Source organism: Hwanghaeella grinnelliae (assembly GCF_004005845.1).
Lineage (GTDB): Bacteria > Pseudomonadota > Alphaproteobacteria > UBA8366 > Aestuariispiraceae > Hwanghaeella > Hwanghaeella grinnelliae.
The window spans coordinates 346,086-371,702 of sequence record NZ_SADE01000004.1; the positions used below are offsets into that span (position 1 = coordinate 346,086).

The 25,617-nt window shown below is 59.1% G+C and carries 22 protein-coding genes and 1 pseudogene; 14 read left to right on the plus strand and 9 right to left on the minus strand.

Features of this window, described 5'->3' with window-relative positions; genetic code table 11:
- Window positions 1-21: 21 nt before the first annotated feature.
- Together EOI86_RS22510 and EOI86_RS22515 are read right to left on the minus strand one after the other, a co-directional pair.
- Window positions 22-462, minus strand: a complete 441-nt coding sequence (locus EOI86_RS22510; RefSeq protein WP_127767938.1) for a hypothetical protein — start codon at window positions 460-462, stop codon at window positions 22-24.
- 157 nt (window positions 463-619) lie between these two features.
- Window positions 620-1,210, minus strand: coding sequence for a TetR/AcrR family transcriptional regulator (locus EOI86_RS22515; RefSeq protein WP_127767939.1), 591 nt, complete (start codon window positions 1,208-1,210; stop codon window positions 620-622).
- A gap of 185 nt (window positions 1,211-1,395) precedes the next feature.
- Here EOI86_RS22515 and EOI86_RS22520 point away from each other — a divergent pair, with 185 nt between their 5' ends.
- Together EOI86_RS22520 and EOI86_RS22525 are read left to right on the plus strand one after the other, a co-directional pair.
- Entirely contained in the window at window positions 1,396-2,070 is a 675-nt protein-coding gene (locus tag EOI86_RS22520) for an SDR family NAD(P)-dependent oxidoreductase (protein ID WP_127767940.1), read from the plus strand.
- On the plus strand, window positions 2,067-2,984 hold the full coding sequence (locus EOI86_RS22525) for an alpha/beta fold hydrolase (RefSeq protein WP_127767941.1): 918 nt from the start codon (window positions 2,067-2,069) through the stop codon (window positions 2,982-2,984). The genes EOI86_RS22520 and EOI86_RS22525 overlap by 4 nt, the downstream gene beginning before the upstream one ends.
- A gap of 77 nt (window positions 2,985-3,061) precedes the next feature.
- On the opposite strand, the gene EOI86_RS22530 is transcribed toward EOI86_RS22525, so the two are convergent.
- A complete protein-coding gene (locus EOI86_RS22530; RefSeq protein WP_205032293.1) occupies window positions 3,062-3,649 on the minus strand; it encodes a MarR family winged helix-turn-helix transcriptional regulator in 588 nt (195 codons plus the stop codon).
- Complete coding sequence (locus tag EOI86_RS22535; RefSeq protein WP_127767942.1) at window positions 3,618-4,145, minus strand: flavin reductase family protein; 528 nt, start codon at window positions 4,143-4,145, stop codon at window positions 3,618-3,620. Before EOI86_RS22535 ends, EOI86_RS22530 begins: the two co-directional genes overlap by 32 nt.
- A gap of 240 nt (window positions 4,146-4,385) precedes the next feature.
- On the opposite strand from EOI86_RS22535, the gene EOI86_RS22540 reads away from it, so the two are divergent.
- Genes EOI86_RS22540 through EOI86_RS22580 form a run of 9 tightly spaced genes read left to right on the plus strand, consistent with a single transcriptional unit; the run spans window position 4,386 to window position 14,100 of the window.
- Window positions 4,386-5,432, plus strand: coding sequence for a 2,5-dihydroxypyridine 5,6-dioxygenase NicX family protein (locus EOI86_RS22540; protein WP_127767943.1), 1,047 nt, complete (start codon window positions 4,386-4,388; stop codon window positions 5,430-5,432).
- A complete protein-coding gene (locus EOI86_RS22545) occupies window positions 5,432-6,187 on the plus strand; it encodes an alpha/beta fold hydrolase (protein WP_127767944.1) in 756 nt (251 codons plus the stop codon). The genes EOI86_RS22540 and EOI86_RS22545 overlap by 1 nt, the downstream gene beginning before the upstream one ends.
- 2 nt (window positions 6,188-6,189) lie before the next feature.
- The gene (locus tag EOI86_RS22550; RefSeq protein ID WP_205032294.1) at window positions 6,190-7,455 is read left to right on the plus strand and encodes an acyl-CoA dehydrogenase family protein; all 1,266 of its coding nucleotides are present in this window, start codon (window positions 6,190-6,192) and stop codon (window positions 7,453-7,455) included.
- Window positions 7,456-7,503: 48 nt separating this feature from the next.
- Window positions 7,504-9,021: an AMP-binding protein gene (locus EOI86_RS22555; protein WP_127768301.1), complete on the plus strand. Its 1,518-nt coding sequence runs from the start codon at window positions 7,504-7,506 to the stop codon at window positions 9,019-9,021.
- Window positions 9,022-9,036: 15 nt separating this feature from the next.
- Entirely contained in the window at window positions 9,037-10,050 is a 1,014-nt protein-coding gene (locus EOI86_RS22560) for a TRAP transporter substrate-binding protein (protein WP_127767945.1), read from the plus strand.
- Between the two features lie 30 nt (window positions 10,051-10,080).
- Window positions 10,081-10,662 (plus strand): TRAP transporter small permease, encoded by a 582-nt coding sequence (locus tag EOI86_RS22565; RefSeq protein WP_127767946.1) that lies wholly within the window; start codon window positions 10,081-10,083, stop codon window positions 10,660-10,662.
- 18 nt (window positions 10,663-10,680) lie between these two features.
- Window positions 10,681-11,973 carry a TRAP transporter large permease gene (locus EOI86_RS22570; RefSeq protein ID WP_127767947.1) on the plus strand — a complete coding sequence of 431 codons (1,293 nt, stop codon included), beginning with the start codon at window positions 10,681-10,683 and terminating at the stop codon, window positions 11,971-11,973.
- A 49-nt stretch (window positions 11,974-12,022) separates the two neighbouring features.
- Complete coding sequence (locus EOI86_RS22575) at window positions 12,023-13,111, plus strand: NAD/NADP-dependent octopine/nopaline dehydrogenase family protein (protein WP_127767948.1); 1,089 nt, start codon at window positions 12,023-12,025, stop codon at window positions 13,109-13,111.
- Complete coding sequence (locus tag EOI86_RS22580; protein ID WP_127767949.1) at window positions 13,108-14,100, plus strand: 3-hydroxybutyryl-CoA dehydrogenase; 993 nt, start codon at window positions 13,108-13,110, stop codon at window positions 14,098-14,100. Before EOI86_RS22575 ends, EOI86_RS22580 begins: the two co-directional genes overlap by 4 nt.
- Window positions 14,101-14,122: 22 nt before the next feature.
- Here EOI86_RS22580 and EOI86_RS22585 read toward each other — a convergent pair whose 3' ends face one another.
- Window positions 14,123-14,587: a MaoC family dehydratase gene (locus EOI86_RS22585; protein WP_127767950.1), complete on the minus strand. Its 465-nt coding sequence runs from the start codon at window positions 14,585-14,587 to the stop codon at window positions 14,123-14,125.
- 302 nt (window positions 14,588-14,889) lie between these two features.
- Here EOI86_RS22585 and EOI86_RS22590 point away from each other — a divergent pair, with 302 nt between their 5' ends.
- Complete coding sequence (locus tag EOI86_RS22590; RefSeq protein ID WP_127767951.1) at window positions 14,890-16,758, plus strand: dihydroxy-acid dehydratase domain-containing protein; 1,869 nt, start codon at window positions 14,890-14,892, stop codon at window positions 16,756-16,758.
- A 990-nt stretch (window positions 16,759-17,748) separates the two neighbouring features.
- Window positions 17,749-19,905: a TonB-dependent siderophore receptor gene (locus tag EOI86_RS22595; protein ID WP_127767952.1), complete on the plus strand. Its 2,157-nt coding sequence runs from the start codon at window positions 17,749-17,751 to the stop codon at window positions 19,903-19,905.
- Window positions 19,906-20,025: 120 nt separating this feature from the next.
- Here the strand turns inward: EOI86_RS22595 and EOI86_RS22600 are convergent, their stop codons facing one another.
- Genes EOI86_RS22600 through EOI86_RS22615 form a run of 4 tightly spaced genes read right to left on the minus strand, consistent with a single transcriptional unit; the run spans window position 20,026 to window position 23,899 of the window.
- Window positions 20,026-21,021 carry an ABC transporter substrate-binding protein gene (locus EOI86_RS22600; RefSeq protein WP_127767953.1) on the minus strand — a complete coding sequence of 332 codons (996 nt, stop codon included), beginning with the start codon at window positions 21,019-21,021 and terminating at the stop codon, window positions 20,026-20,028.
- A gap of 25 nt (window positions 21,022-21,046) precedes the next feature.
- Complete coding sequence (locus tag EOI86_RS22605) at window positions 21,047-22,096, minus strand: FecCD family ABC transporter permease (RefSeq protein WP_127767954.1); 1,050 nt, start codon at window positions 22,094-22,096, stop codon at window positions 21,047-21,049.
- Window positions 22,093-23,085: a FecCD family ABC transporter permease gene (locus EOI86_RS22610; RefSeq protein ID WP_127767955.1), complete on the minus strand. Its 993-nt coding sequence runs from the start codon at window positions 23,083-23,085 to the stop codon at window positions 22,093-22,095. The genes EOI86_RS22605 and EOI86_RS22610 overlap by 4 nt, the downstream gene beginning before the upstream one ends.
- Window positions 23,086-23,089: 4 nt before the next feature.
- Window positions 23,090-23,899: an ABC transporter ATP-binding protein gene (locus EOI86_RS22615; RefSeq protein WP_205032296.1), complete on the minus strand. Its 810-nt coding sequence runs from the start codon at window positions 23,897-23,899 to the stop codon at window positions 23,090-23,092.
- Window positions 23,900-24,702: 803 nt separating this feature from the next.
- Between EOI86_RS22615 and EOI86_RS24855 the strand changes: the two are divergent.
- Window positions 24,703-25,532 (plus strand): annotated as a pseudogene (locus EOI86_RS24855) (DDE-type integrase/transposase/recombinase); the annotation flags it as partial.
- Window positions 25,533-25,617 lie beyond the last annotated feature (85 nt).

Here is a 25,617-nt window from a genome sequence, read left to right on the forward strand (position 1 = left end):
GGGACCGTGTTGAGAGGGGCGCTACCCGGGCGCGCCGGCCAGTGCCGAAAGCTGTGTATCCACCTTTGGGTAATCCGCTTCATCGATCGGCAACCAGTCGAGCGCAGACCGCAGGTCGGCAAAGTTTTTTAGCTTTTCCTTGCCGTATACATCGGATACCGCCCGGTACAATCGCGATACGCCGTCATGCAATTCGTTACTGACCAGAACGCCGACTTGGATGATTTTGCCTTCAAGGCACTCGCGCCCGGCCAGCCATGTGATCATTTCCTGAATCGCATTCATATCGATGTCATAGATCTGCATACGCCGCATGTCGGATATCTCCGGCATTCCAGGAATATAGCGGGGGTCCGCATAGGCGGACTTATATCCACCGAGGAAGTCGCGGTTGGTCACGGTCCCCTGGTAGGAGACGAGAAGGACATCTGGATCATGCAGGATGGAATAGGAGATCGGCATGTATTTCCACGGTTTGGCCCCCCCAACCGTCCCTGGAGATTAGACGACATTGCGCCCTACTGGAATAGCGATCTGTAATTTCGTTTACAGAAAGGGGAGTGGCGACGAACTTCGGCCGATGGGCGCGCTGGGTAAAAGCCGATTGACGGCATTAGGCCTATGGCGCCTGTATTGCATTGACCGTATGTCCGGCGATGGCGCGTAACTGTTCTTCATCGCCAAAGGCGCTTGCAAGGACAACCAACCCGCGGGCCACGGCCAGGACATGGCCGGCGGCCAGATGGCAATCGCCGTTGAACTCCTCTTGTTCCTGCGCATTGCGGAACGTTTCTTCAATCAAAGCCATCAGACACGACAACATGTTGGAGAATGCCTCGCGAAGCGGGTTTGTCTCGGCCTCGCTCGCGACCGAGTCAAGTTCCATCAGGCCGCGTGTTGTGGGACATCCCCGTGGCGGCGTGCCGGCGCGAAAATTTTTGATTGTGACGTCGAAAAACCGGGTCAGGCGTTCGCGCAGCGACCCGTGTGACAGCGCCTCCTCCACCATGCCCAGGTATTCGTCGGTATAGTGTCGATACGCGCTAAGGAACAGTTCCTCCTTGCTGCCAAAGGCGTTGTACAGGCTGCCCCGCTGCATCTGTGCTTCACGCGCGATGTCGGAAAGCGAGGTTCCGCGGACGCCCTTCCGCCAAAACTGATCGAAGGCGATTTTCAAGACCTTATCTTCTTCGAATTGCCTGGGCCGCATGCCGCACTCCGGATTCCCTGATCTCCGCAAAGAAGGCGGAACCTTCATTCCTTGGGTCACATGATTTTAACACGATGTCAAAAATATATTTGACGGGATGCTAAAAACCGATATTTTGACGCGGTGTCAAAAATACTTTGCCGCCGGTTTCGGTTGGTAGGCAGGGGCGAAGGAAAGAGAGCGCCATGAAACGATTGGACGGAAAAAGGACTGTCATCACCCAGGTGGATGCGTTCATGGGTGAAGAACTCGTCAGTATGTTTGAGAAAGAAGGTGCAGAGGTTATTGCCGACACGCGCGATCTTCGGGCCCCTCAAGCGGCGCAGGAATTGATAGACGAGGCGGGGCAGGTCGATGTGCTGGTGGTTAACTTGGCGGCCGCTCAGCCCCGGACATCGGTGGTCGACACCGATGACGATACCTTCATTTCCATGTACGAGGCGATGGTCTATCCCTTGCACCGGTTGGTCCGTGCCGTGCTGCCGCAGATGATGGAACGCCGCCGCGGCAAGATTGTGGTGATGGGCAGCGCCTCTGCTCTGAAGGGAATGCCAAACTACTCCGCCTATGGCTCAGCGCGCGGTGCGCAGCTTTCCTATGTGCAAGATGTCGGGACCGAAGTCGCGCCGTTCAATATCCAGGTCAATGCCTTGGCGCAGACTTTCGTGCAGAACGAGACTTATTTTCCTGAAAGCTACCAACGGACCGAAGATTTCAAGGAACGGATCAAAGGCGCGCCGATAGGACGTTTGGCGCATGGATGGGAGTCGGCGGCCATGGCTTTGTTTCTGGCCGGCGATGAAAGCGACTTCTTTGTCGGGCAGGTTTTTCCTTTTACTGGGGGATGGGTGACACGATGAGTAAACGAAATTTCGACGCACCGGGTTTCTCCGGTCCTGACGGTGATTGGAACCACGATTTCCAGACGGTCGGCGATGCACGAATCCACTTTGTTCGTGAAGGGCAGGGGGCGCCCGTATTTCTATTGCATGGTTGGCCGGAATTCTGGTGGACCTGGCATCGGGTGATTCCGGGGTTGTCGCAGGATTTCGACATTGTCGCGCCGGATCTGCGCGGGTTCGGCGACAGTTCCAAGCCGGGGAAAGGGGGCAATACGCCGCCGACCGCGGAAATTCATGCCGCCGATATTATCGGGTTGGCCGATGCGCTGGGTATCGACCGCTTTGCTGTCGTTTCGCACGATGTCGGAGCCTATGTCGCCCAGCAGATCGCACGCAGTTATCCCGATCGGCTGACGCGCCTGTTTTTCTTTAACGCTCCTTATCCAGGGATCGGGCGGCGCTGGGTCGATGCCGGACATGTGCAGGAAATTTGGTACCAATCCTTCAACCAGCTCGCCTGGGCGCCCGAGTTGATCGGCCACAACCGCGAGACATGCCGCATCTATTTCGAGAATATGATCGCCCATTGGTCTCACGCGAATGGCGCTTTCGATGGCCAGATCGATCATTGGGTCGACAACTTCATGAAGCCTGGAAATCTGGAAGGTGGATTCGCGTGGTATGCCGCGAGCCATCCCGCTCGGGTGGCGCTGATACGCGATGGCGCGCCGGCCCTGCCGAAGATCGAAACGCCCAGCCGGTTCTTCTGGGGCAGGCATGACCCGATCATTCCCAGCGCCTGGACGGATCGCCTTCCGGACTATTTCGTCGACCCCGTTGTGGAATTTGCGGAAGACGCCGGGCATTTCGTCCAAATGGAAATGCCGGAATCCACATGCCGCAATATCCGGGCCCATTTCAGTGGGCTGTAACCGGTTCGATTGAGGGGGCGTCGTATGTTGATTGCGTAAACGGCAGAAGGTTTCCCGGCAGGACTGGCGGGAAGGGATCAATCGCTGAACGTGTTCGACTCGGCGGCGGCAAGGGTGGCGGCGAAATCGGTCGGGCTGTCTTCCTTGTGGCGTTCGATCAAGCGGCGCAGAACCCGCTTCAGGGTTTCCGCCTCCTCTGCAGGAAAATCGGCCAGGACTTCCGCCTCATGCGCCCGGGCGCGGTGCACCAGATCGGCGACGATTTCGGTCCCGCGTTCAGTCAGTGAAATGATAACCTGGCGCCGGTCGTCCGGCGAGGGGCTTCGTGAAACCAGACCGCGTTCTTCCATACGGTCGATATTCTTGGTGACGGAGGGTTGCTTGATCAAGCAGCGTCTGGCCAAGCCGCCAACGGTTACGCCGTCGGTCCCGTAGAGCACCGCCATAATACGCCATTCATAAACCTGTATGCCCAACGCGCTGACCTGATTATGGAATCCCGCGCTGGTCAGCGCCGAAGCGCGCGCCATCAGATAGAGAAGATAGTCGTCGACGAAGGGTCCCGATGCGGCGGGTGATCCCGGCATGGCGGCATTGTCCGCCGGCCAGTCATCGGCCGTGGTGTCTGCGTCGTCAGGCTGCTGTCTGGCGGTTGGCTTTGGCATATTGTCCAGCGTAGTAGACCAAGGGGTCCTTGTCATGCTCCGCCGGCATTGCGCGGAACCGCAAAACCCGGCCGAGGAAGATCACATGATCACCGCCGTCGAATTGACGATGCGCGGCGCATTCGAAACTGGCCAAGGTCCCTTCGATAACAGGAACGCCCCCGGCGCCTTCCAGCCAATCGACGCTGGCGAACCGGTCCTCGACCGGACGGGCGAACCTATCCGACAGCCCGCGCTGATCCGCGGCGAGCACATTGATCGCGAAATGGTCGCTGGCTTCGAAGGCGGCGAGGTTGATGGATTTTCGCGCCAAGCTCCACAGGATAAGGGGCGGGTCGAGAGAGACCGAGTTGAATGAATTCGCGGTCAGGCCGATCGGGGAACCGTCGCTGTCCCGTGTCGTCACGATTGTGACGCCGGTTGCGAACTGTCCCAGGGCGGAGCGCAACGCGACCGCATCGAATTCATCCCTGTCCAAAATGTTCTCATTCCCCATGGCTGGGTATGTCCCTTGTTAGATTAGCAAGCGAGACAGGAATCATTGAACCATAAAATTATTCTTTTTCATATAATTCTTTTTCATTTAAATTTTGTTTCGCTTAGAGTATGGATAGAGTTCGATCGTTGCCGAGAACAGGGGCGGCGTTTTAGCGGAAAAATGGAACACTAGAATCCATCCGTATCGATAGAAGATTCAATTCAAGACCCGGAAAATCGGGCGCTGGGGGCTGTAAGCATGCTGACCGACCGAATAGAGGCGAAGTGGGTCGACGCGTTTCATCGCGTCTTCGAGTTGTGCAAGGTCCAGCCCGGCGAAGCCGTCGCCATCCTGTCTGAAACCCAGTCCCGTGCATTGAACGTCCAGCTTGCCGAACTTGCCCTCGCGCGAACCGGCGCGACGGTGTTTCACGTGGTGGTGCCGACCCCGAAGCAGGATGCGCCGGTGCCGGTGCGGTCCACGGGTGCATCGGTAGCCTTGACCGGCCAGACCGCCGCGCTGGAAAGTTTGAAGGCCGCGGGCCTCGTCGTCGACTTGACTGTGGAAGGGCTGCTGCATGCGCCTGAACTGCCGCATATCCTGTCGGGCGGCGCGCGGGTGATGATGGTTTCCAACGAACATCCGGACGCGCTGGAACGCTTGGTGCCGGAACCGGCTATGGAAGGCCGGGTCAAGGCCGCAGTGAAGCAAGCGCGGGCGGCGCAGGAAATGACGGTGACCTCAAAGGCCGGGACGGATTTGACCGTTGCCATGGCGGGTGCTGTTACGGCAGGCGTCTGGGGTTGGTGCGACCGGCCCAAGACGGTGGCGCATTGGCCGGGCGGGGTCGTTGTTTCCTTCCCCGCGGCCGGGTCGGTCAACGGCCGGCTCGTGCTCGACGCGGGCGATGTAAATCTGACCTTTAAACGCTATCTGGAAAGCCCCATCGCGCTGACGCTTGAAAACGACTACGTCACCGCCATCGAAGGGACCGGCACGGACGCGGAACTGATCCGTCGATACTTCGCGGCCTGGGACGATCCGGTTGCCTATTCCACATCCCATGTCGGCTGGGGCATGAACGAAGCGGCGCGGTACGAGGCGCTGACCATGTACGACCAGCGAGACACCAACGGGACCGAACTGCGCTGCTATGCTGGAAACTTCCTGTATTCTACCGGCGCCAATGAATTCGCCAAGCGCTACACCAAGGGGCATTTCGATCTGCCGGTGCGGGGCTGTACCATCGCGTTGGACGGGGTGACTGTGGTGGAAGAAGGCCGTTTGGTCGAGGATGCCGCGTGATGGCTAAGCAATCGCCAGTCATCCTTATGCATGGCATCGGGGCCGGCGGGTCGATGTTCGCGCTGTTGGAAAACGCCCTTGCGGGCCGTGTGCCGACCTTGGCCTGGAACATGCCGGGCTATGAAAACGCGCCGGCGGAGGATCCCCTCACATTTGAACGCCTCGCGGAACTCATCATTCAGACATTGGACGCGCAGGGGATCGAAAAGGGTGACCTGTTCGGTCATTCGATCGGCGGGATGATCGCCCAGGAAGTCGCTGCGCGTTACCCGGACCGGGTTCGGTCGTTGATCCTGTCGGGAACCACATCGTTTTTCGGCAGCCGCGACGGGTCCTTTCAAAAGGCCTTTCTCGAAGCCCGGTTGGCCCCATTGGATGCGGGCCAGACGATGCCGGAACTGGCCGAGGAATTCGTGCCGCAATTGCTGGGCGACGACCCCAATCCCGAAGCCGGCCCGCGCGCGCGGGCGGGGCTTTCCAGCCTGCCGCAGGCGACCTATCGCACGGCGCTGAAATGCCTCGTTACCTTCAACCGGCGGGAAGAATTAGGGGCGATTGCCGCACCCACGCTGTTGATCGCGGGCGAGAAGGATACCAACGCGCCGCTGAAAACCATGCGAAAGATGGCCGAAGTTATTCCCGGCGCGCAACTCATAGAACTTCCCGGCGTGGGGCATCTGGCCCCGCTGGAACGTCCCGAAGACGTCGCGGACGCGGTTGCCGGATTTTTGAATACACTTGCAGGAGAAGACTGAAAATGCCGGACAGCACGCCAGTCGCGGCCGATGCGCCGATGTTCGATCCCAAGGCGTTTCGCCTGACGGAGAAGGAGTCGAAACTGACGTCCATGGCCCGCGATATCGGGGCGGCCAAATTCGCGCCGCGTGCGGCGGAATGGGACCGGGACGCGGTCTTCCCCATGCAGAATTACCGCGACATGCATAAAGCCGGCCTGCTCGGTGTCTGCGTGCCGGAAGAAAATGGCGGCTTTGGCGCGGACTATCGCGCCTACATGCTGACCGCCGCCGAGATCGGCCGCTATTGCGGGGCGACCGCGCTGACCTGGAACATGCATGTCTGTTCCTGCCTGTGGAGCGGACCGCTTTCGGACGATCTTGAGATGGATGCGGAAACGCGCGACCGTCACCTTGCGCGTCGGGTGAAGCATTACGACCGGATTGTGCAGGATGGGAAGATCTATGCCCAACCCTTCTCGGAAGGGGGCGCTGCGGCGGCCGGTGCGGCCCCGTTCTCGACCCAGGCGAAGCGGACAGACGGCGGCTGGCTGATCAACGGCAAGAAGATCTTCGCGTCGCTGTCCGGCTCGGCCGACTATTACGGGGTGTTGTGCGGTGAAGTGAAGGAAGGCGAAAAGCCGTCCCGCAAGGACACGATGTATATCGCCGTTCCGGCGGATGCGAAGGGCGTGAAGGTCGTTGGGGACTGGGATCCGCTCGGTATGCGGGGCACGGTTTCGCGCACGCTGATCTTCGAGGACGTATTCGTTTCCGACGATGAACAGCTCATGCCGCGCGGTGTGTATTACCAGGCCGCGACCCGTTGGCCGCATATGTTCATGACGCTGTCCCCGACCTATATGGGGATCGCTCAGGCGGCGTATGATTTCACGGTGAAGTATCTGCGCGGCGAATGGCCGGGCCTGCCCCCGGTGAAGCGGCGGATGTTCCCAACCAAACAAATCGCGGTGGCGCAGATGCGCCTGATGCTGGAACAGACCAAATCGATATGGTTCCAGGCGATCAGCGAGGCCTGCGCCGATCCCAGCAAGGACCAGATGCTGCGGGCCTATGCGGCGCAATACACGGTGATGGAGAACGCGAACGAGATCAGCCAATTGGCGATCCGCACCTGCGGCGGTCAGTCGATGTTGAAGAGCCTGCCGCTGGAACGCCTCTATCGTGACAGCCGCTGCGGCGCCTTGATGCTGCCCTGGACCGCGGAAATCTGCCTCGACCGGATGGGACGGGAAGCGCTCTACAATCCCGGCGAAACCGATGATTGAGGGTGACGGCACAGTAACGGCGGATTGTTTGGACGGCGCAAGGTGAGCATGGATATCGGGCGATGGATTGATCGGCATGCCGGCTTCACACCGGACAAGGTAGCGCTTCGGACTGCGCGCGAAGAGATTTCCTATGCCGATCTGGCAAGCCGGATCGACAGGGCCGCGCGCGCGATGGTCGGGGAGCTCGGCCTCGTCCGCGGTGACAGGATCGCCTATCTGGGGCTGAACAGCGCGGAACAGATCGTCCTTACCTTTGCCGCGGCGCGGGCCGGGCTCAGCATCGTGCCGCTCAACTGGCGGCTGGCCGGGCCGGAACACGCCTTTATTCTGAAAGACAGCGAGGCGAAGGTCCTGTTCGTCGAACAGTCTTTCTGCGATCACATTAACGACCCGATCCCGAATATGCGCATGGTCGGATCCGATTTCTCCGCCGGTGGCATAACGTCTTTGGCGGACCTCATGGAAACGGCCGGCGACGGCGATGTTAAATGGGGAGGCGGACCGAAGGAGCCGCTGCTGCTCTGCTATACGTCCGGGACGACGGGCCGGCCCAAGGGCGCGGTCCTGACCCAGGAAGCGATTCTGTGCAACGCGCTCAACGCCCAACACATGCATGACATGACGGCGGATGACCACGTGTTGACCGTTCTGCCGATGTTCCATGTGGGCGGGCTGAACATCCAGACGTCTCCGGTTCTGCATTGCGGCGGCACGGTGACCCTGCATGCCCGGTTCGATCCGGCGGCAACCTTGCGCGACATCGCGGCTCTGCGCCCGACGCTGACCGTCCAAGTCCCTGCCACGATGGAGGCGATGATCCGCCATCCGGAATGGCAATCGACTGACCTGTCCTCGCTGCGCGTCGTTGCGACAGGCTCTACCGATGTGCCGACCAACCTGATCGAGGCCTTCCATGCCCGTGATCTGCCGGTGATCCAGATATACGGATCGACGGAAACCGCGCCGGTTGCCGTCTATCAGCGCAGCGACGATGCGCCCAGCCGGTTCGGTTCCATCGGGCGCGTTGGGCTGCATACGGAAGTTCGCTTGGTTGATGCAGACGGACAGGACGTGCCGGATGGTGAGGCGGGCGAAATCCTGGTGCGGGGTAAGCATGTCGCGACCGGCTATTGGAACGACCCGGAACAGACGGCCAAGGCCTTCCAAGACGGATGGTTTCATTCCGGCGATATCGCGCATCGCGACAAGGACGGCTGGTTGTGGTTTCGCGACCGGGTCAAGAATGTCATCATCTCGGGCGGTGAAAACATCTATCCGGCTGAGATCGAAAGGGTTCTTCGCGAAGTTCCCGGCATCGTCGAGGTCGCCGTCGTGGGCCGCCCGGACGAACGCTGGGGTGCGGCGCCGATCGCGGTCGTGGCCTGTGACGACCCATCGATGACGCCGGATTGTGTCGCCGCCGCCTTTGAAGGACGCCTTGCGCGTTACAAACATCCGAAAGACGTGTTTATCGTAGAAGCGCTCCCGCGCAACGCCATGGGTAAAGTCAAACTGGACACGGTGCGGGAGCTTGTGGGGGCGCTGGGTCCAGCGGCGAGTTAGCGAGGAGTAGACGTGATGAAGAAAGTATTGGCCGGCCTGGCCATCGCGGCGGGCCTGATTGCAAGTACCGGTGTTGCATCTGCGCAGACGACGTTGCGGGTCGCCAATTGGCTGCCGCCCAGCCATCCGCTGGTCTCGGACATCATCAAGCCGTGGATCGAGGATGTGAACAAGGTCACCGAGGGCCGCGTTGTCCTGGAACTTTTGAAGGCGCCGCTCGGGCCGCCGCCCGCTCATTTCGATTTTGCGGTGAACGGCGTGGCCGATATCACCTATGGCGTTCACAACTATACGCCGGGCCGCTTCGTGGCGACGTCGATCGCCGAACTGCCGTTCCTGTCGAACACGTCGGAAGCGCTCTCGGTCGCCTATTGGAATGTGCACGAGAAGTATCTGGCCGGCGCGAACGAACATAAGGGCACGCATGTGCTGTCCGTCTTCACACATGGGCCGGGCCAATTGTGGACCAAGGGTCGCGACCTGACCTCGCTGGACGGTATCGCGGGATCGAAAATCCGCATCGGCGGCGGTATCGCACAGGATGTGGCGACGGCGCTGGATCTGGTCCCGGTTCAGGCGCCGGTGACGAAGGCCTATGAACTTCTGTCCGGCGGTGTCGCGGACGGCATCCAGTTTCCGGCGGAATCGGTCGCCTTCTTCAACATCCAGAACGTGGTGGATTCCGGGCTGGTCGTGGATGGCGGGCTGTATAACGTGTCCTTTTTCGTGGTCATGAACGGCGCGAAATGGGACAGCCTCAGCGATGCCGACAAGGAAGCGATCATGAGCGTGTCGGGTGAATCCCTGGCGTTGCGGGCCGGCAAGGCCTGGGACGCGGCGGACCAGCGCGGCTATGATGCGATGAAGGAAAAGGGCATCACGTTTGTTCGCCCGGAAGGCGCGGCAGCCGATGCGCTAAAGGCCAAGCTGGCGGGTGTAGAGGCGGATGCGGTGGAACGTATTTCCGAAAAAGGCGTCGATGCGGCGGCCGCGCTTGCGGCGTTGAAAGCCGGTGTCGCCGGTGAATAACTGGGTTTCGGGCCGGGGTGTTCTGTCATCATGACGGACCCTCGGCCCACTTCGGAAAGCGAAACCAAGACGGCGGGGGACACCGGGCCGGTGGTCCGGTTCCTGCGCCGCGCGCTGGGCGGCGTGGCGGCGGTGCTGGTCTTTGGAATGATGATGGTGACGGTGATCGATGTCGCCGGCCGCTACCTCTTTTCCGCCCCTTTGCCCGGCGCTTTCGAAGTGACGGAGATTACGTTGGCCATCGTCATATTCCTGGGCCTGCCGCTGGTCTGTTTCGAGGACGGCCATATCTCGGTTTCCTTGATCACGGAACGGATGCGCGGGGCGGCGCGTCGGCTGCAATCGGCCGGCGCAGCCTTGATCGGCGGCGTTACGCTGGCCCTTGTTGCTTGGCGGATTTACGAACACGGCGCGCAGTTGGCCAGCTATGGTGACGTGACGATCTTCCTGCGCCTGCCGAAGGGCCCCATCGCCTATCTGCTCTCTGCGCTGGCGGCAATATCGGCACTCTATCTGTTTTATCGCGGCATCCGGCTTCTGGTTTCCAGACGGCCTCCGCCCTTTCCGGTTGGCGGCGGCAGTGCCGATACTGACCGGTCCCCCGACCTCTAGGCCCCGATCGGACCGACGATGCTTGATTGGATTTTGGGAGTCGCCTGTACGCTTGGTCTGATCGCGCTGGGGGTGCCTATCACCTTCGCGATGACCATCGTCGGTTTTCTCGGCGTGGTTGCCGTTATCGGCTTGGCGCCCGCCATGTCCATGCTGGGGCAGGTCTTCTACGACAATGGCATGAGTTATACGCTCTCGGTGATGCCGCTGTTCGTGTTGATGGGCAATTTCGTCGTCCGGGCGGGGTTGGCGGATGAGCTCTATGCCGCCTCCAATGCCTGGCTCAGACATTATCGCGGCGGCTTGCCGATGGCGACCGTCGTTGCCTGCGGCGGGTTTTCGTCGGTCTGCGGGTCATCACTCGCCACCTCCGCCACCATGGCGCGGGTCTCCATGCCGTCGATGCGGCGCTATGGCTATGCGGACGGTCTTGCCGCCGGATCGATCGCGGCGGGCGGCACCCTCGGCATTCTTATTCCGCCAAGCGTCATCCTTGTGCTCTATGGGATCGTGGCGCAGCAGGATATCGGCAAGCTGTTCCTGGCCGGCGTCGTGCCGGGCCTGGTCGGTATTCTAGGCTATATGATCGCGGTGCGAATATCGCTTGCCTTCACCCACGACACTTCCGAACGGCTCGATCCGATGCCCTTGGCCGAACGCTTGCGCGCCCTGAAGGGCGTGATTGGCGTCCTGTCGCTGTTCGCTGTTGTGATGGGCGGTATCTATTTGGGTGTTTTCACCGCAACGGAAGCCGCCGGCGTAGGGGCAGGGGGCGCTTTCCTGCTGGTTCTGGCGCGCGGAAAGCTGACTTTTCCCATATTGCTGGAAATGCTGGTCGATACGGTGAAGATGACCACGATGATGTTTTTCATCCTGTTCGGTGCGCTGATGTTTTCCAACTTCGTGAATCTGGCGGGCATGCCCGGCGATTTGCAAAGCATGATCGAAGCCGTCGGGGCGGAACCGATTGCCGTCCTGTTCGTGATTTTTCTGATCTATCTGGTGCTCGGCGCGGTGCTGGAAAGCTTGTCGATGATGCTGCTGACCGTGCCGGTCTTCTATCCCATCGTGGCGGCCCTGGGCGTCGATCTGATCTGGTTCGGCATTTTCGTCGTCGTTGCCATTGAAATCAGCCTGATCACGCCGCCGGTGGGGTTGAACGTTTTCGTGCTGAAGGCGGTGGTGCGGGATATCGGGACGGGTGTGATCTTCCGCGGGGTGCTGCCCTTCGTGGCCATGGATATCGTGCGGATTATCCTGTTGATCCTGGTGCCAGGCCTGGCTTTGTGGCTGCCCTCGACGATGGGTTAGCGATGATTCCTTTCATTGGGATTTCTTTTTTTGGTAAGGGGTGAAAAAGGTGGAAATAGCGGTTCTTGGGGGCGGAAACGGGTCGCATGCGGCCGCCGTGGATTTGACCGAAGCGGGCCATAACGTCCGGTTCTGGCGCCGTGACGGCGACGCGATGAAGGCGTTGAACGCGGCCGGCAATACGCTGGTATTGAAGGATTTCGTGGGCGAACGCCCGGTGACCCTCGCCATGGCGACCAGTGATATGGGCGCGGCGTTGTCGGGGGCGGAATTGATCGTCTGCCCCGCGCCGGCCCCCGCCCAGGCCGATATCGCTAAAGCAATGGCGCCGTATTTGAAGGACGGGCAGGTCGTCTTCCTGCCGCCCGGTTCGTTCGGTTCATACCTGATGGCCAAGGCCGTGCGCGAAGCCGGGTCGACGGCGGATGTCGCCTTCGCGGAAGCCGGCACCTTGCCGTATCTGACGCGCCGTCACGGGGAGAACACGATTGCCATCACCACGCGGGCGACGCGCCTGCCGACCGGGGTCTTCCCGCTGCGCCTGAAGGATCACGCGCTTGGCATTATCCGGGCGGGTTACCCCTCGGTCGAGGATGCCGGCGATGGTCTTTCCGGGGCGTTGATGAATGCCGGGCCGATCATCCATCCGCCGTTGATCTGCATGAATGCGGGGCCGATCGAGCATTTCGACCATTGGGATATCCACAATGAAGGGACGCAGCCGGCCATCCGCCGCACCACGGATCGGCTGGATGCGGAACGGATCGCCGTGCGTGAGGCGCTCGGCTACGGCGCGCCGCATTTTCCCTTGGCCGATCACTACGCGCCGGACGGGGATGAATGGATGTACGGTAACATGGCCCATGATCGATTGGTGGATTCCGGAGATTGGCGGGAACATCTGGTTCTGACGGAGCACCGCTATATGCGGGAAGATGTTGCCGTGGGCCTGGCCTTCCTGGTTTCGGTGGCGGATTGGGCGGGCGTTCCCGCGCCGACAGCGACCGGTTTGCTCGCCATCGGTTCCGCAATCTGTTCCGACGATTTCCGCAAGAACGGACGGACGCTTGAATCCTCCGGTCTGGCGGGGCTTTCCAAGGAAGAAATGCGGGATCTGATGCAAAAGGGGCTGTCATGACCACGCAAGAACGCGCGATCATCGCGGCGGTTGGCGCGGGCCGTATGGGGCGCGGCGTTGCCATCGTCTTCGCCTATGCGGGACATCCCGTCCGCCTGATCGACGTCAAACATTCCCGACCGACGGAGGATTTCGACCGTCTGTCGAAGGAGGCGGGCACGGAAATCCGTGCGACCCTGCAGATGCTGGTCGATCTAGGCCTTGCGCCCGAGGGCTCGGTCGAGACGATTGCAAGCCGGATCACCATTGTAGACAGGGAATGGGCAGGGGGCGCCCTGGCCGATGCGGCGGTGATCTTCGAAGGTGTGCCGGAAACGCTGGAGGCGAAACGCGACGCGTTCGACTTGATCGGCAAGGCCGCGCCGGCCGACGCCATTGTCGGATCCACGACCTCGACCATCCTCACGGATGAATTGCAGGCAATGATCTCGCACCCCGAACGCTTCCTGAATGCCCATTGGCTGAACCCGGCTTATCTGGTGCCGCTGGTGGAACTGTCGCCGGGCGAGAAGACCGACCCGGCCGTGGTTGACCGGTTGAAAGGATTGTTGGAAGGGATCGGCAAGGTGCCGGTCGTCTGCAAGGCCAGTCCCGGCTATATCGTGCCGCGCATTCAGGCCTTGGCGATGAACGAGGCGGCGCGCCTCGTTGAGGAAGGGGTGGCGACGCCCGAAGACATCGATAAGGCGACGAAATACGGCTTCGGCTTTCGTTTTGCGGTCCTGGGCCTGCTTGAATTCATCGATTGGGGCGGCGGCGATATATTGTTCTATGCCAGCCGCTATATGAAGGACGCGATGCAGGACGACCGCTTCGCCGCACCGAAGATCGTTGAGGACAATATGGCGGCCGGTCGCATCGGCCTCAGCGCGAGGGCTGGATTCCTGGACTATTCGGATATGGATATCGACGCCTATCGAAAGGGGCGGCTAGCCGGTTTCGTCGACATGCTGACCCTGCTGGGCGCAACCCGCCCTCCGGTGCTTTAGGCCGGTGCTTTAGGCCGGTGATTTAGGCGGGATCGGGGCGCCCCGCCATCAGGCGCAGCGGGGTATAGGTGATGACGGTATCCCCATGTTGATTGACGATGCGGTTCGTTGTGCGGACCAAGCCGCGGCCCCTCTTCTTGGCGGGACGCACCTCGGTCACCTCAAGTTCCACATGGATCGTATCGCCTTGAAGCACCGGCCCGTGCACGTCGAGTTCCATCTTTAGGAAGGCAAGGCCCGTACCCTGCCCGGTGGCGTTTAGAACCAGGCCCTCCGCAAGGGAGAAGACGAGCGCGGCGGGCGCGGGTCGGCCGGAAATAGCGGAATGCTCTTCGATGAACTCCAGGTCGACGAACAGCGATTCAAGCATTCCGGCGCACGAGACGAAATTGACGATATCCGTCTCCGTTATCGTCCTGCCGAACGTCTTGAAACACTCGCCTTCCGTCAATTCGTTCCAGTAAAAACCTTCGCCTACCAGTTTCATCCTGTGTCCTTCCCGTGTTGTCCCGGCAGTCCCGACGTCGCTGAAACGAGGCCCGCCACCACAAAGCATCGTTGATCCCTGACGCCAATGTGGTTTCTGTGCTTGATCCCAGGCGGCCGCAAGGCATAACACAGCCTGGATAACCGCTTTAGACGAACAACAGAATTTTGCGGTTATGTGAATATTGCGTTGCCGGGCTTATCCCGTCTACGTTCAAAACCATGAACCAAACAAGGCAGATCGGACAGCGCGTCCAAACTGTTTGCCAGCGAAATTCAGACCTGCGGAGGGATGTCGATACCATGAGTGAAAGCAACATCGTTAGGATTGATCGGCATCCTGGACGTTCGGCCCAGACGATCGGACTCGCCCGGGAACTCGGCACCGATCCGGCGTTGATCCATGAGCCCTCCGTCGGCGTTGTGGGTACCAAGGGCGACAGCCAATGTTATCTTGGCGTGGCCGCGAAAGTGGAAGCTATCCATGAGAGCCTGAAGGATCGTATTGGCAGCGAAGAGGGTAAGTTGAAGCTGCGTCTGGTGCAGCCTGAATACACCATTGCCACCTCGGACGGCATCCGGAACGGCACGCGGGAAATGCGCTATTCGCTGATCGGCCGCGAGGTCACCAACGACGCGCTATGCGAACATTTGGAGGCAACGGGCCTTGCCGGCACAATCGCCGTGGTCGCGTGTGACAAGCCGCCGGTCGGGGCGCTGGCCGCTCTGTTGGAACACAACCAGCCGGCCATCATCATGTCCGACGGACCGATCCGGCCGGGCCACGACCCGAAAACCGGTGAGACATTGGATCTCGTCAGCGCCTACCAGGTCGCCGGTAATCCGGACGCCGAGTTCCGTGACCATATATCCTGCCATGCCTGCCCGGGATTCGGCAGCTGCGGCGGTATGTTCACCTATAACACCATGCAGACCTTCATCGGGGTGGTCGGCCTTCAGCCGCTGCACATGGTGGCGCCGCCTTCCGACGACCCGCGGCGGCTGACGGAGTTCCCGGCGGAACTGGTGACGCATCTTTCCAACATGATGGATTCGGGCCTGAAACCGCGGGACATCGTCGTTCGCGACTCCCTGCGGAACGCGGTCATCGTTGCCATGGCGATCGGCGGGTCGACGAACGTCACCCTGCATGCCCCGGAAATCGCCCGCGCCGCGGGTTACGCCGATTTCTGGAAGGAAGTCATCACGCCGGAGGAGTTCAACCACTTCTCCCAGCACGTGGTGCCGGTGCTGACCGACGCGCGCCCCTATGGCAAATATTCGATGGTCGATATCGACAATGTCGGCGGGGTGCAGGTGATCGTGCGCGAATTGCTGGAAGCGGGCCTGTTGAACGGCGACGTGATGACCTGCACCGGCGAGACCCTGGCGGAGCAGGTCAAGCGCCTGGACGCCAAGCCGGTGGACGGCAAGGTCGTCTACCCGGTCGAGAAGCCCTATAAGCCGACCGGCGGTCTGCGCGTGCTTGGCGGTAACCTGTCGCCGGACTTCTCGGCGATTCTGAAACTCGCCGGTGTCGAGGTTGGTTTGGAAGACAATCGGTTCGTTGGCAAGGCGCGGGTCTTCGAAGGGGAGGCGGGCTTGCTCACCGCGCTCGACAAGACGCCGGACAGCTTTGAGAACAACGATATGATCATCGTGCGCTATGAAGGGCCGAGCGGGGCGCCGGGCATGCCGGAGATGCTCGATCCAACATCGCGGATTACCACATTGTGCCGGGAGCGGGGGATTGCCGTCGGCCTGATGACCGATGCGCGGTTCTCGGGCGGCTCGGTCGGCCTGGTGATCGGTCATGTGGGGCCGGAAGCGGCGCTGGGCGGTCCGATCGCCCTGATCGAGGATGGCGACGAGATCATCGCCGACCTGACCACGGATGAGCTGACCTGCACGGCCTTGAACGATCCGGCGGTGGTCGCGGCGCGCAAAGCGAAATGGGAGAAGGAGGTCGCCGACAACGGCGGCATCCATCCGAACTGCGGCATGGCCGATACGCGTCTTCTCCATCGGGCCCGCCATACGGCGGTGCCGGCGACCCGCGGCGGCGGCTTGCACCCGAACCGGGAGGTCTGGGTCCGCAACCAACGTGTTGCCGAACGCTCCGGCTTCCAGGTGAAAAACAAATACCGGCCGCATACCGACAAGGCGTTCTGACCGGGCGCCGTGCCGGCACAGTGACCGTGGATTACGGGCGTTCGGCCCATGGCATTGCCGACCACCTATGGCGTCCTGCCGCTGTCGGTGGTCGGCCGGTGCCTGCAATCGAACTGCGCCAGGGTGGCGACCAACTTCGCCAGTCGGAGTCCATTTCCGGGAACTTGCGCATCCCGGCCAATAGACGGTCGTGGCTCTTGCGATAGCCTTTGACTTGATCCAGGCCTTCTGGTTCGCCGTGAGTCCTTTCCACTGAAAGACGGCGTGCACCTTTCTTTCGATTCATAAATAGCGTGCTGGGTGACACCCAACCGGGTTGGGGCCCTTTGGATCGGACAACCCCGTTCGGTCATCTGTTCCGCGGCCTTCCGCTTGTAGCGACAGACCGCGACGTGAAATCGCACTCACAGTGGCTCTGTTCAAATTGGTCTGCCCGCTTCGAATTCAGGGAAGAGGTGGGCTGCAATTCGAGGGGCTATTCAATGCATGCCGGCCGCATGCCGAAGTGATTCCGAGTAGCCGAGAAGTGATGCTACATACACCAATACCGGAACGCAGTCTTTGAGCCGGTGCCTGTTGATGTTCAGGAAAAAAAATTTGCAGTGAGCTAAGTCAAAGCGCCGCAGATATAAGAAAAACATGGAACAATAATTTGCCCGTATGAAACGCTGGAAAGCTTCACATTTTGTGGAATGGGGCGCTCGCATCCGCCATCAGATAAGCACGAACTAGGCGCGATTTCGACTGATACGGTTATAAGTCACTCGATTTTCAAACTCAGGCTCTATTGACATGCGAATGATTGTCACTAGCGTTCGCAACCGATGCGCGGGGGCGTCGGGGGCGTCGGGGGCGTTCCTTCGACACTCTTCGGTGTTCACGGTTCGGCTTGCGAGATTTGGTTGAGGAATAGGCTCGCAGGGGCCGCTGCATGCTGAACGTATTCACGAAGTTGGTAATAGGGCTTGGTTAAGTAGGGTGGTTTTTGGCATGCAAAAGGCAATACTTCTCGCGACATTGATCGGAACGGCAATCGGAATGCCTGTTCTAGCGGAAGCGCAGAATGTTAAAGTCGACAGTTCCGACGAGGCAGGTGTTGAGCAGGGATCCGAACCTGAGGCACTGGAGTCGGTTGTCATCTTCGGAGAAGTGATCCCGTATTTCGAACAGTCGAATTCAACGGCCCTAAAAGGGGCAGTTGAACGGACTAAGGTTCCGTTCACGACGAATACAATGAACGCCCAGGTCATTGAAGACTTGAAAGCGGAACGTCTGGAGGAGGTTTTTGAATACATACCGAGTTTTTCCAGAAGCAACAGAACCGCAAACAATTTCACGATCAGAGGACACTCGGCGGATCTCCAAAACCTTCAGGTCGACGGCCTGCCGGGTTTGACCAGCAGGTTCGGTTCCCCCGTTACGGCAAATATTGAAAAGGTCGAGGTTCTGAAAGGGCCGGCATCGGTGCTGTACGGCTGGATGGATCCGGGCGGGCTGGTGAATATGATCACGAAAAAGCCTGAAGACGATGAGTTCACGGAAATTAGTCTGTCGGGCGAATTTTTTCCGGAGTACGGAGACGAGAGCGGTTCCTTCTCCGTCGACACAAACGGTCGGGTCAAGAAAGACGGTTCGATCCTGTATCGCGTTGTTGCCGGATATCAGAATGAAGACTCGTTCAGGGACTTCGTGAAAAACGAGGAAGCATGGTATTTTTTCCCCAGCCTGTCCTGGGTTCCCGACGCAGGCAAACGCCTGGATGTCCAAATGGAATATACGGAAGAACGGCGAGCGGGGGACAGCGGGCTGTTCGTGTTGAACCAGGACATCAAACAGCGCGCGGATATCACGACCTATTATCAGGAACCGGGTGATACGCTCGACGATTTCGGCATTGCGCTGAACGTAAGTTATGAAGATCAGTTCAGGGACGATATGAAGCTGAACGCCAAGTGGCGCAGCGTATATCATGAAGACGAAAAAGATCTCTACGAAAACAACTTCGTGCAAGCCGACAACACCTTGCGCCGCCGGAATCGGCATCAGATCAACGTGCGGCAATATCATTTCGGCGATGTAAATCTCGACATCGACTTCGACGCGGGTTTCAAGCAGAAACTGATCACGGGTATCGGCGGCGGCTATGAACTCCGGCAATTCGACCGCCTTGCCTTCGATGCGCGGGGCGCCAATGTCGGCTTGAACAATCCGATCTATACCGGTGACATTCTTGCCGATGACCCGGACAGCTTCCGGACATTCAATCTGTACAATGCAGGTATCTATGCACAGGACCAGGTGTTCCTGACAGACAAGCTTACCCTGCTGCTCGGCGCCCGGTTCGATTCCCAGTGGGGTGACCTGACCACGGTCTTCCCGGACGGCCCGACAGACGGTGAGGATTCCGAGGAATCCGCTTTCATAACCACCCAGGCATATAATCTAGGCGGTACCTATGAAGTAACGAACCAGGTAGCGCTTTACGCAAGCATGTCACAATCCTTCAATCCGCAATTCATTCCGACCTTTGATGCGAACAACAACCAGCTCGATCCGGAAAAGGGAATTCAGTACGAGGTCGGGGCCAAGTTGAGCTTCCTCGACAACAAGCTCACCACGAACATCTCGGCATATGATCTGACGAAAGAGAACGTCGCTGAAACGGTGAACGGGGTGAGCCAGCTTGTCGGCACAATCGAAAGCTACGGCGCGGAAGTGGAAGTACAGTATCAACCCTCGCTCAACTGGCAGTTTCAGGGGTCGTACGCCTATACCCATGCGGAGGTTACGGAAACAACCAACCTGGATGCTCTTGGCAACGTGCCGGGCTTCGCGCCGAAACACACGGCGGCCGTATTGCTGCGCTATAACTATCCTGAAGAGGTCTTCGACGGTCTTGTCGGTGCCGGCGTCGGTGCGCGGTATCAGTCCGAGCGGTTCACCGATGAAGAAACGTCGAGGCGCGTCTTGCTTCCGGGATATGCGGTGGCCGACCTTAACTTCTATTATGAATTGGAAAGGGTGAAACTGTCCCTCAACGTGGAAAACGTCTTCGACAAGGTCTACTTCAACGGCGGACGCAATGACACGGAAGTCCATGCCGGCGATCCGCGGAAGGTAATTCTGAAAGCCAAATGGTTCCTATGATTGGCTAACGCGTTCCCAGCGTGCCCGCCTCTTCAGTACATGCGTCGTGCTGCAGAGGCGGGCCGTTTTGTATTGAGCTGGGGACAAGCTTGCGCGCGGTCCATTTCCCGAGGGGTAGGATCAATCCTCAAACGGTACGAATTTTCTGGTCACGATGTTCGACATATAGATCGCCAATACCTCCTCCAAGGCACGAAAGCTAAGCGCGCGCATGATTTCCCTGGGGATCAGGATATGTTGGTTGTGGCGGGGGGCATGCAGGAAGGCATCCCAACCGGGGATCAGGTTGTCCCAATTCGCGCGCAGCTCACTTGGACCCGAAAACCGTCTTTCCGAATAGGAACTGACAAGGAAGTCGCCGTCGATTGACTGTAGCTGTTCCGGACTTAGGTCCAGCCGCTCCCCATTCAGACCATCGACAACTTCCGGGCGGGAAAACCCAAGATCGGACAGTACGGCCGTCATTGCATCATAATGCTTGAAAACGCGAAGGCGTTTCCCGTTCACTTCGGCCACGGCGACCACGATATCCTGGGCATCGATACCCTCTTCCTCGATTAAGTGCCGAGCCTCCCCCAATCGAAAATCATACAGGTTTGCCAGACGTTCAAACGCGTCCAGCATGCCGGTAGCATCCGCGATGCGGCGGTACCGTTCGCGCGCGGGGTTCGACCAGATTTTTATGACGACCGTCGGCGCCACAACGGAATATCTGGAGTAGTTCTCTGCAGCGAAGTCCGGAACCAGTATCAGGTCCGGTTTCAAAGCGGCAATTGCTTCGACATCTGGCTGGTGTGTTGTGCCGACGAAGGCGATGTCGCTGTTTTCGAAGGTTGTGTGGAATAGTTCATAGGCGCCCCGAATGACGGGCCTGCCGTCATTCACGCCTTCTACGACATCGCCGACGGATGCGACTATCGGCGCCCCCATCTCAACAAGCGGTGCGGTGAACTGTTCTCCCCGAAGAGAAACGATACGCTTCGGCTTGACCGGGATTTCGACCTCATGGCCAAGACCGTCGACAAAGATACGCGTTTCTTGCGCCTGGGCAGGGGCCAAGGCAACAACGGAAATGCCCACTGCGGCAGTAAGTGCGAACAGGCACAAAAATTTCATGACACCTCTCTTGAGTTAGGTCGGGCTATGACAGCGATGTACGAACGCGCCGCAACAGCAGGATCGCGAAAATCGGCGCGCCGATGATGGAAGAGACCAAGCCTGCCGGCAGTTGAATGGGGGCTGCTGCGGTCCTCCCCACCAAATCGGCCAGGGCAACAATCAAGGCACCGACAAAGGCCGTAAGGAAAAGATGCGTGCCCGGGCGGCTTGGGATCAAACGGTGTACGAGCTGCGGGGCAAGCAAACCTACGAAGCCAATCGGGCCGGCGACGGAAACGGCCAAGGCGGCCAAGGCGACCGACAGTGTGATGACGGTAAATCGGGCCCGCCGCACATTCAGCCCTAACGCCGAGGATATCTCCGGACCGAACCGCAAGACTGCCAACGGGCTCGCTACCCAAACCAGCAAGGGGCTCAGAACAAGGAATCCAATTATCAGTACCTGGCAAACTTTCCAGCTTGCCGTATGGACACTGCCCGCCAGCCAACTCAGGGCCTCCATCGCCAGATTGATTTGGCCATAGGTTAGTGCGGCGGTTGTCACCGAACTGATCAAAGCGGCCAAGCCGATCCCAACCAGTATGAACCGAAGCGATTGCGCCGAGCTTCTGCCTGCGGATATCCACTGAATGAGAAGCGATGCCAGGATTGCGCCGCCAAAAGCGCAGAGAGGGCGCCAAAACAGGGATGTCGTCGGGAACAGAATGATCAAGGCAACCACCGCGAGGCTTGCCCCTTGACTGACCCCAACAAGGGAAGGGTCCGCCAGTGGATTGCGGGTGACACCCTGTAACAAGGCGCCCGAAAGACCCAGCATGGCTCCAACAAGACACGCAGCGATAAATCTGGGAAGCCGCAGCTCCCACAGAACGGTTGTTTCCGTTTGCCCCGAAGCGGGAGAAGTCAGGGCTGCCCACAGGCCGGGCAGCGAGATCTCGAATGAGCCCATCGCGGCACTGGTTGCCAGAAGGGTCAGCAACAATATGGTGAATAGTACGGCCAGTACCGGGGCGTATCTGTGGAGCCGGCCACTGATGCGTCCATCGAAAAAACGGAAGGAAAAATCGTTCACAGCACTCTCCGGATCAGCACCAGGAACAAGGGCGCTCCCAACAGTGATGTGACGACCCCGGTTGATATCTCGACTGGGGAAAGAACCGTGCGCGCGACCAAATCCACAATCAGTAGGAATATCGCGCCGAACAGGGCGGAAAACGGAATCACGTGTCGATAGTCAGAGCCAACGACAAGACGCGTGGCATGCGGGACAACAAGGCCGACAAAACCCAGCGGTCCTACCAGGGCAACGGACGCCGCGGTCAGCGAGACAACACAAAACAGCAATCGAAGGCTCAGTTTTTTCGTGTCGACGCCCAGACCCGTTGCCGTCTTGTGTCCCATCGACAAGGCAGTTACCTGCCGCGCCGAAAAGAGCGCGACCGCCAAGCCGATAACGCACCAGGGCAAACACCATGGAAGCATCTTGGCCGCATCGGTCGTAATCGCACCGGAAAGCCATACCCGGAAGGACGCAAAGCCTTCTTCGTTCAGCAGGTTCAAGGCCGACACATTGGCGGCCAGGAAAAGTGACACCGCTGCCCCGGCAAGGAGAAGCATCGCCCTTGAGTTCGCGCCAGGTGCAAAAAACGAAATAGCGGCAACCAGCAAAGCGGCGGCCAACGCGCCTAACACCGCGAAAACCGGGATTAAACTGTCGGAGTCGATACCCAAGACGGCAGCGCCGACAACGACACCGAAGGAAGCGCCGCTTAACAAACCCAAAAGACCAGGATCGGCCAACGGATTTCGGGTCACACCCTGCATCAACGCGCCGGCCACAGACAGGGACGCGCCAACGGTCATGGCTGCCAGCAGGCGTGGCAAGCGCATCTGGCGGATCACGACATGATCGAAGTTTCGGTCATCGAACGCCCATATGGCTTGCCATATGTCACCCAAAGCAATGGCTTTGGCGCCAAAGCCAATATGGAAAATCGCGACGACGAACAACAACGCCAACGCGGCCGGAAGAAGCCGGGTCGCTGAAGAAAAAAGGCGCATTGGGCTACTCCGCCGCTGTCGAAAATCCGTTTGTGTTCGGAACACAAACGGGCCGGCCGGAAATCGGATCTTGGACAATGGAAGCCTCGAGATCGAAGACCGTTTTGAGGTTGGCGGCGGTAAAAACCGAATTGACGGGCCCGTCCGCGACGAGCCTGCCATCGCGCATCATAATCATCCGATCCGCGAAGGCGGCCGCGACGTTCAGGTCGTGGAGCACAACCAGGACCGTACGATTTTCAGTTCGCGCAATTCGTTGCAGCAATCCCATCAATTCCACCTGGACCTTCAGGTCAAGAAAGGTTGTCGGTTCGTCCAGCAATAGGGCGGGCGTCTCCTGTGCCAGGACCATGGCAATCCAGCACCTCTGTCTTTGGCCGCCGGAGAGCGTGCTGACCTGTCGGTTCGAAAACTCCGTCAGGAAGGTCATTTTCAGTGCTTTATCGATTGCGGCCGCATCCTCCACTGACCATTGCCGGATCAGAGATTGGTGAGGAAACCGCCCCTGGGAAACCAGTTCATGAACGGTCAATCCTTCCGGCGCCACGGGACCTTGCGGCAAAAGCGCCAGTTTTCGCGCAACCTGGCGGGTTGGACTGTTATGAATATCGATGTTGTTCAGAAGGACTTGTCCGCGCTCTATCGGCAAAACCCTGGCAATCGCGTGCAGCAGGGTTGATTTTCCACATCCGTTGGGACCGACCAGTGCCGTGAGGTCTCCAGCAACAGCGCGGCAGCTCAACCCGTCGATAATCTGTTTTCGTCCGTAAGAGACCGAAATATCATTGACACATATTGACGCTTCAATCGTCACAGCCACGCATTCCCAACCACATCCTGCAGATCTTGGAAGCCTTGATACAAAGCGGTGTTCTTTTCTGTGTAATCAGCCGACAAGTCAACGAGAATGCTAATCATTCGCGTATGCATCTATGCCTGCGGCAATTTCCCGGCAAAGGCCATGGATCGTAGGATCTCGCGGGCGCAATTGTGCCGGGCGGGCAGTTTGAGGAGCAAATCTATCATCCCCTCCGTATCCTCAGGCGCTGGATGCTGCGATGATGGGGCAGCATTTCGGTGGAGAGGGGCAATGCAGTTCCGGTGGAAGAAGATGCACTGGAAAACAGGGAAGGTAGGCTCCGCACAACGAAAAAGGCGTGCGGGGTTTTGTGCCAGCGACCGGCGTTCTACGGACCGCAACCCACCGAGATCGAAATTGTTGCGGAGAAGTCCGCGCCACCCCACGGAATTAGTAGACTATGCGTTTTTCCACGCCCGGAAGCTTCCGCGACCCAAATAGACATTTCACCCGCTTGCCAAGCCCAGCGTTTCTGCCTAGAAACCCGGGCATCTCCTCGGTCGGGGCGTAGCGCAGCCTGGTAGCGCATCTGCTTTGGGAGCAGGCGACGGTTATGGATTATCTATATAAAATAAAATCATTTTCTCGGTTTATCTCATCCAGTATGGCGTAGAATCTGACATCGTCCTCTGTCATGATCGGCTCCTCGCGCCTGGAATATGCTCTGCACCCCAAAAACTGGATCGTATTAAGTTAGAGTTTTCCACTGGGGTTTTCTCGACCGAGGGAGGAGTGGAAGCGATGAAGATTTACCGTTTCGGGAAATCTGCCGGGAGGCTGGATTAGCCACGCGACGTGTTTCAATTGGCGGAAGAGGTATGCAGGGTTGCTGCTGGACGAGATCCACCGGTTGAAGCGACTCGAGGATGAGAACGGCCGTCTGAAGGAGATCGTAGCGGATCTGACGCTCCGTCGTGAGACACTGCAGGATATCATTAAACGAAAGCTCTTTGGCCTGCACGGAAGGTTCAGTCGGTGGACGGGATGTTGGTGGATTGGGGTGTTTCGATTCGGCGTGCCTGCCTTGCTCTGGCTTTTGACACCTTAACCTATCACTACAAGTCCGGTCGCCCCGGCCAGGCCCCGCTGGAGAAGCGAATCTGGGAGATTCGTGAGATACGCGTCCGGTATCGATGCCGGCGGGTCCATGTCCTGCTGCGACGGGAAGGTCGGATGATCAACATCAAGAAGACCCATATGATCTACAAAGAGTTGGGGCTGCAACTCCGGTAAGAGCACCCTAAGCAGCGCGTGAAGTCGGAGCTTTGGAAAGACCGGGAGGAAGCTGCCGGACCGAACGATGTCTGGACGATGAACTTTGTCCACGATCAACTAGCCAAGGGCCGCAAGCTCCCCATTCTGAGCGTTGTCGATACCCACTCTCGGTACGCGCGACTGACCCGTGTGTTGCCTTCACGACGAGAATTTGGTTCAGACGCTGGAGATGATTTGCGCTCCAGTCGGCTATCCGAATACGATCGACGTCAATAACGGCTATAAGTTCATCTTCCGGGACATGGACCTATGGACCGTTGCTAACGACGTGAAACTCGACTTCTCGCGGCCAGGGAATCCGACAGACAATGCAAGATCCCGACGGCACAATTAGCTGACCATCAGGCTAACAATCGGGAAGCTCTAACTCTGGGCGGAACAAAGAATGGCCCAGAGCG

Coding starts and splice junctions, on each gene's coding strand:
- EOI86_RS22510 (WP_127767938.1), bottom strand. CDS start 462: ATGCCGATCTCCTATTCCATCCTGCATGATCCAGATGTCCTTCTCGTC.
- EOI86_RS22515 (WP_127767939.1), bottom strand. CDS start 1,210: ATGCGGCCCAGGCAATTCGAAGAAGATAAGGTCTTGAAAATCGCCTTC.
- EOI86_RS22520 (WP_127767940.1), top strand. CDS start 1,396: ATGAAACGATTGGACGGAAAAAGGACTGTCATCACCCAGGTGGATGCG.
- EOI86_RS22525 (WP_127767941.1), top strand. CDS start 2,067: ATGAGTAAACGAAATTTCGACGCACCGGGTTTCTCCGGTCCTGACGGT.
- EOI86_RS22530 (WP_205032293.1), bottom strand. CDS start 3,649: ATGCCAAAGCCAACCGCCAGACAGCAGCCTGACGACGCAGACACCACG.
- EOI86_RS22535 (WP_127767942.1), bottom strand. CDS start 4,145: ATGGGGAATGAGAACATTTTGGACAGGGATGAATTCGATGCGGTCGCG.
- EOI86_RS22540 (WP_127767943.1), top strand. CDS start 4,386: ATGCTGACCGACCGAATAGAGGCGAAGTGGGTCGACGCGTTTCATCGC.
- EOI86_RS22545 (WP_127767944.1), top strand. CDS start 5,432: ATGGCTAAGCAATCGCCAGTCATCCTTATGCATGGCATCGGGGCCGGC.
- EOI86_RS22550 (WP_205032294.1), top strand. CDS start 6,190: ATGCCGGACAGCACGCCAGTCGCGGCCGATGCGCCGATGTTCGATCCC.
- EOI86_RS22555 (WP_127768301.1), top strand. CDS start 7,504: ATGGATATCGGGCGATGGATTGATCGGCATGCCGGCTTCACACCGGAC.
- EOI86_RS22560 (WP_127767945.1), top strand. CDS start 9,037: ATGAAGAAAGTATTGGCCGGCCTGGCCATCGCGGCGGGCCTGATTGCA.
- EOI86_RS22565 (WP_127767946.1), top strand. CDS start 10,081: ATGACGGACCCTCGGCCCACTTCGGAAAGCGAAACCAAGACGGCGGGG.
- EOI86_RS22570 (WP_127767947.1), top strand. CDS start 10,681: ATGCTTGATTGGATTTTGGGAGTCGCCTGTACGCTTGGTCTGATCGCG.
- EOI86_RS22580 (WP_127767949.1), top strand. CDS start 13,108: ATGACCACGCAAGAACGCGCGATCATCGCGGCGGTTGGCGCGGGCCGT.
- EOI86_RS22585 (WP_127767950.1), bottom strand. CDS start 14,587: ATGAAACTGGTAGGCGAAGGTTTTTACTGGAACGAATTGACGGAAGGC.
- EOI86_RS22590 (WP_127767951.1), top strand. CDS start 14,890: ATGAGTGAAAGCAACATCGTTAGGATTGATCGGCATCCTGGACGTTCG.
- EOI86_RS22595 (WP_127767952.1), top strand. CDS start 17,749: ATGCAAAAGGCAATACTTCTCGCGACATTGATCGGAACGGCAATCGGA.
- EOI86_RS22600 (WP_127767953.1), bottom strand. CDS start 21,021: ATGAAATTTTTGTGCCTGTTCGCACTTACTGCCGCAGTGGGCATTTCC.
- EOI86_RS22610 (WP_127767955.1), bottom strand. CDS start 23,085: ATGCGCCTTTTTTCTTCAGCGACCCGGCTTCTTCCGGCCGCGTTGGCG.